This is a genomic window from Vreelandella nanhaiensis (assembly GCF_003990185.1).
In the GTDB taxonomy this organism is placed as follows: Bacteria; Pseudomonadota; Gammaproteobacteria; order Pseudomonadales; family Halomonadaceae; genus Vreelandella; species Vreelandella nanhaiensis.
In genome coordinates this window covers 1-8,495 of sequence record NZ_RZHF01000003.1, presented here as the reverse complement: position 1 = coordinate 8,495, position 8,495 = coordinate 1, and the positions used below count along the sequence as shown (strand labels likewise).

General features: G+C 54.6%; 8 protein-coding genes. All 8 read right to left on the bottom strand.

Annotation, left to right across the window (positions count from 1 at the left end; translation table 11 throughout):
• The coding region (gene benB, locus ELY38_RS00380) for a benzoate 1,2-dioxygenase small subunit (RefSeq protein WP_127059553.1) at positions 1 to 455 on the bottom strand (455 nt) is incomplete at its 3' end.
• Between the two features lie 26 nt (positions 456 to 481).
• Positions 482 to 1,849, bottom strand: coding sequence for a Rieske 2Fe-2S domain-containing protein (locus ELY38_RS00375; RefSeq protein ID WP_127059552.1), 1,368 nt, complete (start codon positions 1,847 to 1,849; stop codon positions 482 to 484).
• A gap of 112 nt (positions 1,850 to 1,961) precedes the next feature.
• Positions 1,962 to 2,933 carry a catechol 1,2-dioxygenase gene (gene catA, locus ELY38_RS00370; RefSeq protein ID WP_127059551.1) on the bottom strand — a complete coding sequence of 324 codons (972 nt, stop codon included), beginning with the start codon at positions 2,931 to 2,933 and terminating at the stop codon, positions 1,962 to 1,964.
• Positions 2,934 to 3,461: 528 nt separating this feature from the next.
• The gene (locus tag ELY38_RS00365; protein WP_127059550.1) at positions 3,462 to 4,703 is read right to left on the bottom strand and encodes a benzoate/H(+) symporter BenE family transporter; all 1,242 of its coding nucleotides are present in this window, start codon (positions 4,701 to 4,703) and stop codon (positions 3,462 to 3,464) included.
• 83 nt (positions 4,704 to 4,786) lie between these two features.
• Positions 4,787 to 5,587 carry a benzoate diol dehydrogenase BenD gene (gene benD, locus ELY38_RS00360; RefSeq protein ID WP_127059549.1) on the bottom strand — a complete coding sequence of 267 codons (801 nt, stop codon included), beginning with the start codon at positions 5,585 to 5,587 and terminating at the stop codon, positions 4,787 to 4,789.
• Positions 5,584 to 6,609 (bottom strand): benzoate 1,2-dioxygenase electron transfer component BenC, encoded by a 1,026-nt coding sequence (gene benC / locus ELY38_RS00355; RefSeq protein WP_127059548.1) that lies wholly within the window; start codon positions 6,607 to 6,609, stop codon positions 5,584 to 5,586. The genes benD and benC overlap by 4 nt, the downstream gene beginning before the upstream one ends.
• A 24-nt stretch (positions 6,610 to 6,633) precedes the next feature.
• On the bottom strand, positions 6,634 to 7,122 hold the full coding sequence (gene benB, locus ELY38_RS00350) for a benzoate 1,2-dioxygenase small subunit (RefSeq protein ID WP_127059547.1): 489 nt from the start codon (positions 7,120 to 7,122) through the stop codon (positions 6,634 to 6,636).
• Between the two features lie 26 nt (positions 7,123 to 7,148).
• The coding region (locus tag ELY38_RS00345; protein WP_127059546.1) for a Rieske 2Fe-2S domain-containing protein at positions 7,149 to 8,495 on the bottom strand (1,347 nt) is incomplete at its 5' end.

Here is an 8,495-nt window from a genome sequence, read left to right as displayed (position 1 = left end):
TAGTCGTTATTCAGCTGCACGACTTTTCTTGTGATCAACGGGGTCTCACCCGACACATCCAGGGTGTAGAAGCAGGTGCCAAAGAAGCTGTCAGTTTTCTTGTAACGATGGCTAAGCGTATGCCAGTTAAACCGCAGCTCCATCGTGTCGCCGTTTTGCGACAAGATCTCCAGATTGGTCACCTGGTGGGTGGTGCGCGGTTCCGGCGTACTCGCCCCGCTGCGCTCGGTCTTGATCCGATAGACCCGATCTTCCAGCCCTTCCCGGTTGGGGTAGTAGATCAGTGAGATCTCGCTGTGCGGGTCCTGGGTGAGCTGGTCGTCGTCGTCCCAGGCAGGCATCCAGAACTCGGCGTCTTTGCGATACAGCGCGAGCCACTCATCCCACTGGCGGTCGTCCAATAAGCGGCCTTCGCGGTACAGGAAGGCTTGGATATCGTGATAGCTAATGCTCATGTCACTTCTCTCCTCTCTTCAGGCGCTTAGGCGGACGCAGTGGCGATAAACTGACTGCGCTCTTTGTCGATGGCGCGCAGCATTTCGTTGACCCAGTGCTTGTGGTGCAGCACGTAAAGGCCTTCGTCTTCCGGGGAGGCGCCACTGAGCAGGGGCTTCATGTCGATGGCTTGGGCCGTTTCATCGGCGCCTTCGATCCACTGTTGGGCCCCGCGAGAGAGGTCGTTCCATTCGGCCAGGGCGCCGTTGTAGCCTTCTTGGCAAGCGCGGAACTCTTCCAGGTCGTCGGGCGTGCCCATGCCGGAGACGTTGAAGAAGTCTTCGTACTGGCGGATACGGACACGTCGGTCCTCGGCGGACTCGCCTTTGGGCGCGAAGCAGTAAATCGTCACTTCGGTTTTGTCCACGGCGATCGGACGGATCACGCGGATTTGCGTGGAGAACTGATCCATCAGGTAGACGTTGGGATAAAGGCAGAGGTTACGCGTCTGGTTGACGATGGAATCGGCGCGGGCCTCACCCAGCTGTTCCTGGATCCAGTCCTTGTGCTGGTAGACCGGGCGAACATCGGGGTTAAGCAGCCGGGTCCATAGCATCATGTGGCCGTTTTCGTAGGAGTAGAAGCCACCTTTGCTCTTCGACCAGCCGTCGGCGTCCACCGCTTTGGTGCCGCCAGCATCGTAGTTACGGCGTTCCATCGTGGAGGCGTAGTTCCAGTGCACGGAGCTGACGTGGTAGCCGTCCGCGCCATTTTCGGCCTGTAACTTCCAGTTGCCGGTATAGGTGTACGACGAGGTACCGCGCAGAATTTCCAGGCCTTCGGGGGCTTGGTCGACGATGTTGTCGATGACCTTGGTGGTTTCGCCGAGGTGTTGTTCGAGCGGTTGAACGTCGTCACTCAAGCTGCCGAACAGGAAGCCTTTGTAGTTTTCAAAGCGCGGTAGGCGCTTGAGGTTGTGGGAGCCATCCTGTTTGAAGTTATCCGGATAGGCGCCGACCTTCTCGTTTTTGGCCTTGAGCAGTTGGCCGTCGTTTTTGAACGTCCAGCCGTGGAACGGGCAGGTAAAGGTACCCTTGTTGCCGCGCTTACGGCGGCATAGGGTGGCACCGCGGTGCGCACAGGCGTTGATCAGGCCGTGCAGCTCGCCTTGCTTGTCGCGGGTAATGAGTACGGGCTGACGACCCATAGTGACGGTCATGTAATCACCTGGTTCAGCGACTTGGCTCTCGTGGGCCAGGAACAGCCAGTTGCCTTCGAAGATGTGCTTCATCTCCAGTTCGAAGAAGGCAGGGTCGGTGAACATGCTGCGGTGGCAACGGAAGATGCCCTGGTCAGGGTCGTCTTGAACGGCATTGCGAACGCGGGCTTCGAGTTGATCAAGCTGAATCGCCATGGTCGCGCTCCTTGGGTTTATTATGGCGTACTATTAGGCTTGAAGGCGGCGAACCTCAGGGAAGCCCGCCGCTGTCACGGGATAGGCAGTCAAGTGCTAAGCGCTGAGGCGCTTATACCTTCGCAGTACCCGCCTGTTGGCTGGCGAGATCCTGCTCATCCTCCTTAGCGCGCGGCCGAGCATGGCGTGTTTGTAGCTCAGGCGCAGATGCTTTGGTCAGCTCGATATCGAACACCACGTGAGAGAAGGGGCCATCCAAATCACGCTTGGCGATTTCGGCGGGGTCATCAATACGTTCGGCGGGGATTACCAGTTCTTCTCGGGTGGCGAAGGCGAAGTCATCAAAGGTATAGGGATCACCCGCTAGGTTGATCTGGGTGGTCAAGTGCTGATGACCCGGCGCTGAAACGAAGTAGTGGATATGGGCGGGACGCTCGCCATGGCGACCAAGCGATTTGAGCACTACATCGGTGGGAGCTCCTTCCGGTACACCATAGCCTGACGGAATGATACTGCGGGCAGTGTAGCGGCCTTCACTGTCGGTATAGATGGTGCGGCGCAGGTTGTACTCGCTTTGACTTGGGTCAAAGAAGGAATAGCCGCCCTTGTCATTGGCATGCCAAATCTCAACCTTGGCACCGGCAATCGGTGTGCCGTCGACATCGCGCACTTGACCAGTGAGCCACATGGTCTCGCCTTCGGTGCCTTCGTCGTCCAGGCGGGCAAAGCCTTCCGTTTCCGGCGCACCTGCCACATACAACGGGCCTTCGATGGTGCGCGGGGTGCCACCGGTGCGTTGGGCTTCGGCATCGATCGCATCGTGGCGCATATCGAGAAAATGATCGAAGCCAAGGCCTGGCGAGAGCAGGCCGAACTGGGTCTGGCTGCCCAGGGCATTGAGTAGGTTCACCCCTGCCCAATACTCTTCTTCAGTGACATCGAAGTCATCGATCAGCTTGAACAGATCGCCGACCAGGCGATGGACAATTTGCTTGGCGCGGTCATTGCCACCGGCCTGGTCAAAGCCAGCCACGGTTTTGATAAACTCTTGGACTTCGGGGGTATCAAATATCTTCACGGTCATGACGAAAACCCTATCGTTGGTTTTATTGTTGTCTTAGTGCCCGGCGATAGCTGAAGTACATTGTGGGTAATAGTGGATATTCTATCTAGGGGCTAAAGACGACGGTTGTTATTATGCTCACCACCAATATCGATCAGATCGTCATCACCCGACCAATATCGTTTAAGTTCCTTTCTATACTCTATAGGTATCTCGGAGAGGGTTTATTTTACTTAATGCGCCCAAATATAAACCGTTACAAAAAAACTAACAAATTGTTTTAAAAGTAAAAATCTTGAATATTTTTTTCAAGCAGGCTAACAATAAATAGCCATACTCATCTTTCATTTATCCTTTAAACAAATTTAATTGCTTTTGTGGGGCGTAACGTTCATCTGTTCTGCTCCTAAGAAGTAACGATTGCTTTTAATTTGCGACAAAAGGATAAAGAAGCTGTGAAAAGTAGGGCAGAACATAAAAGACCCGTACTGCGATAGCAGGCACGGGCCAAGGAGGATAATTATTATAAAACTTCAGGTACTACGCAGATCAGCCGCTCTTAGCCACCTCACGGTTAAAAACGAACTCGAAGTCTTTAGTTTCGAAAATTGCCGAAACCATAACGCCCAGTACCAGCGCCCAGAACGTGGCCCCAATACCGAGAATCTGAATTCCCGACGCGGCAATTAGAAAAGCAAACAGCGCGCCTATTTCATGCTTCTTGCCCGAAAAAGCGATAGCCATCGATGAGGTGATCACGCGCATGAGCGCTAGACCCGCAACAATAGTGATAAAATAGCGTGGCGTAGCCTCCAGCAGGCTTACCACATAGCCGTAAAAAGGGGCAGCAACCACAAAGATAGCCCCGGCAATCACCGCCGCTACCCAACGTTTATCGTGAATGCCCGCTTCCGGTGAGGCACAGATACCGGTCATGGGTGCAGCAATACAGGTGCTGTGAAGATTGAAAAAAGACGACACCATAGTGCCTAAACCGCCCACAGCAGTAATCGCATTAGCGGGCACCTCTTTGTACCCCATTCCTTTCACTAAACCGACTCCCGCTGGCGTTTCCATTCCCACCAAGATAATTGCAAGCGGTAAACCATAAGTTAGGAAAGCACCTAAAGTGAACTCTGGGACGATGAACTCAGGGAAACGTATCGTCGCAGTAATCCCTGACAAGTCAACGCCAGTCGCTGTCAAATAAATGATCCCCGCCAGCATCGCTACGATCAGAGGTGGAACCTTACGAAAGAGACGTGCAGAGATGAAGAATGCCAGAATCATAATAGAGGCTGGCACAATAGCACTCTCAAGCGGGCGTACCATATTGAGGCCGAAGCTAAGCAACATCCCACCGACCATACCCATGACAATCGGCATCGGGATTAGCCGCATCACAATCCCCATCACGCCTGTTAAACCAGCAATCAGCGTGATGGCACCCGCAATCAAACTCGCTCCTAGGGCAGCTTCCAAACCCACCACAGGAATTACCGCTGCGAACATCAGTGCACCGGGAATGGAGTTGGCCATTGGAAGCGGCAACCGGTAATAAGCCGGCATAACGAGCCCAAACAACCCATTGATCATCAAGTAACTGATCACCCAAATCATGATGAAGGAGGAGTCGAGACCCGCTGCCGTCCCTGCACTAATATGAACGACCCCAACGCTAAGTCCTAAAATACCGGCGACTAAACCGGTACTAGCGTTGTCAGCATTGAGATCGCGTAGGAAATCGCGGGGCGCATACCTTAGGCTAACGCCCTTCTCGATATGTTTCACGGTGTGCTCCAGAGGATTATTGTGCTTAGGTTATAAGTTAACGTTTAAGTTATAATTATTAGCATTTAGTCCACAGCTAGCTGTTAGCCAAGATCACCGCCTGCTACGGGCAGCACACTACCGGTGATATAGCTGGCCTCATCAGAAGCAAGGAACAAAATCGGGGCTACCATTTCATCCAACGTGCCATAGCGGTTCATTAAGCAGCTCTGCTTAGTCTGATCGATATGTGCCTGAAACCACGCCTTTTCCGTCTCGTTACTCGGCGTCGGTGTTCCTCGCGAAATACGCCGTGGCGGAGCTTCGGTGCCTCCTGGCGCCGTGGCGACGACTCGGATGCCGTGCTCGGCATATTCAAACGCTAGCGAAGCAGTCAACGCATTGATACCGCCCTTCGCTGACGAGTAGGGTATACGGTGAATGCCCCGCGTCGCTGCAGAAGAGACATTGACGATAACGCCGCTGCCCTGCGCTACCATGGTTGGCAGTGCTGCGCGACAGCACCACAACGAGGGCATCAACGAGCGGTTAATTTCTGCCGTAATTTGCGTTTCGGTAAACTCGGTAAACGGCTTGAAGTTAATCGCGCCGCCTACGTTGTTGATCAGAATATCGATACGGCCAAATTGCTCAAGCGTCGCCTGCATAACTTGTTCGGCGCCTTCCCATTTTTCTAGGTCGGCTTGTACCGCAATCACATCGCAGCCCTGCTTACTTAGGCCAGCGACGATCTCGTGGATATCGTCAGCGCGGTCTACCAGCACTAAACGCGCACCTTCAGCGGCGGCGCGCTCAGCAACTCGCTGTCCAATTCCTTGGGCAGCCCCGGTGATTATCATGACCCGATCTTGAAAACGAGATCTGTCAAAACGTTGATCTTTCATGCGCTCTCTCCCACTTGATTAGGGGTGAACTTCTCATAGTGGAAGCTTTGCGGCTCTATCCCTTCAGCGTCGAAGTATTTTAGAACGGCATCTACCATCGGGGGTGGACCACATAAGTAGATATCGACATCGCCATCATGCATCACATTGGCGTCCATATGGTGCGTCACATACCCTTTACGTGGGTGCTCGCTGGTTTCATCGACTACTACGGTGGAGTAACTGAAGCTTGGTAATTTCTCAGCGAAAGCATCTAACGCGTCGGTTTTGACCAGGTGATCGTCTTTATTAGCACCGTAAATCATATGTATCGGCGCATCACAGCCCTTCTCAACCATCTGTTCAAGCATGGAGAGGAACGGCGCCAATCCCGTGCCGCCAGCCAACATAAGTACCGGACGCGTCACTTCGCGTAGATAGAAGCTGCCCAGCGGGCCGGTTAGCGTAAGCTTGTCGCCCACCGCCGCACGCTCGGTCAAGTAGCTACTCATTACCCCATTGGGAATGTTACGAATCAAGAAGGTAGCCCGCTTATTGCCCGGCTGCGAGCTGAAGGAATAGGAACGATGTACCTCAGTACCGGGAACATCGATATGAATGTACTGACCCGGTAAAAAGGCGAGGCCGTCTTCATCATCTAGATCGACCGCCAGTTCAATACTGTCTTCAGAGAGTTGTTCAACCGCTGCTATCGTGCCCTCGACCTTGCCTACCTGTGTTTTACACAATGTGGATGCCACTGGCACTTGGATAACGCAGTCCGAAGAAGGCACCATTTGACAAGTAAGCACCTGCCCTTCAGCGGCCTCTTCATCGGAGAGTGCTTCCTCCAGGTATTCGTCTCCCATATCGAATTCGCCCTGCTCGCAGTGACCTTTACAGGTGCCACATACGCCGTCAGAGCAGTCCATCGGTAGGTTAACTTTTTGTCGATAAGCGGCATCGAGAACGGTCTCGCCTTTTTTACAGCCGATAAAACGGGTCACGCCATCCTCAAAGTTGAGGGCAATGGTATAGCTCATGGTTATATCTCCTCTCCCATCAGGTCACACGTGATACACATCAATGACCTGATGGATATAGTCGTTATTCAGCTGCACGACTTTTCTTGTGATCAACGGGGTCTCACCCGACACATCCAGGGTGTAGAAGCAGGTGCCAAAGAAGCTGTCAGTTTTCTTGTAACGATGGCTAAGCGTATGCCAGTTAAACCGCAGCTCCATCGTGTCGCCGTTTTGCGACAAGATCTCCAGATTGGTCACCTGGTGGGTGGTGCGCGGTTCCGGCGTACTCGCCCCGCTGCGCTCGGTCTTGATCCGATAGACCCGATCTTCCAGCCCTTCCCGGTTGGGGTAGTAGATCAGTGAGATCTCGCTGTGCGGGTCCTGGGTGAGCTGGTCGTCGTCGTCCCAGGCAGGCATCCAGAACTCGGCGTCTTTGCGATACAGCGCGAGCCACTCATCCCACTGGCGGTCGTCCAATAAGCGGCCTTCGCGGTACAGGAAGGCTTGGATATCGTGATAGCTAATGCTCATGTCACTTCTCTCCTCTCTTCAGGCGCTTAGGCGGACGCAGTGGCGATAAACTGACTGCGCTCTTTGTCGATGGCGCGCAGCATTTCGTTGACCCAGTGCTTGTGGTGCAGCACGTAAAGGCCTTCGTCTTCCGGGGAGGCGCCACTGAGCAGGGGCTTCATGTCGATGGCTTGGGCCGTTTCATCGGCGCCTTCGATCCACTGTTGGGCCCCGCGAGAGAGGTCGTTCCATTCGGCCAGGGCGCCGTTGTAGCCTTCTTGGCAAGCGCGGAACTCTTCCAGGTCGTCGGGCGTGCCCATGCCGGAGACGTTGAAGAAGTCTTCGTACTGGCGGATACGGACACGTCGGTCCTCGGCGGACTCGCCTTTGGGCGCGAAGCAGTAAATCGTCACTTCGGTTTTGTCCACGGCGATCGGACGGATCACGCGGATTTGCGTGGAGAACTGATCCATCAGGTAGACGTTGGGATAAAGGCAGAGGTTACGCGTCTGGTTGACGATGGAATCGGCGCGGGCCTCACCCAGCTGTTCCTGGATCCAGTCCTTGTGCTGGTAGACCGGGCGAACATCGGGGTTAAGCAGCCGGGTCCATAGCATCATGTGGCCGTTTTCGTAGGAGTAGAAGCCACCTTTGCTCTTCGACCAGCCGTCGGCGTCCACCGCTTTGGTGCCGCCAGCATCGTAGTTACGGCGTTCCATCGTGGAGGCGTAGTTCCAGTGCACGGAGCTGACGTGGTAGCCGTCCGCGCCATTTTCGGCCTGTAACTTCCAGTTGCCGGTATAGGTGTACGACGAGGTACCGCGCAGAATTTCCAGGCCTTCGGGGGCTTGGTCGACGATGTTGTCGATGACCTTGGTGGTTTCGCCGAGGTGTTGTTCGAGCGGTTGAACGTCGTCACTCAAGCTGCCGAACAGGAAGCCTTTGTAGTTTTCAAAGCGCGGTAGGCGCTTGAGGTTGTGGGAGCCATCCTGTTTGAAGTTATCCGGATAGGCGCCGACCTTCTCGTTTTTGGCCTTGAGCAGTTGGCCGTCGTTTTTGAACGTCCAGCCGTGGAACGGGCAGGTAAAGGTACCCTTGTTGCCGCGCTTACGGCGGCATAGGGTGGCACCGCGGTGCGCACAGGCGTTGATCAGGCCGTGCAGCTCGCCTTGCTTGTCGCGGGTAATGAGTACGGGCTGACGACCCATAGTGACGGTCATGTAATCACCTGGTTCAGCGACTTGGCTCTCGTGGGCCAGGAACAGCCAGTTGCCTTCGAAGATGTGCTTCATCTCCAGTTCGAAGAAGGCAGGGTCGGTGAACATGCTGCGGTGGCAACGGAAGATGCCCTGGTCAGGGTCGTCTTGAACGGCATTGCGAACGCGGGCTTCGAG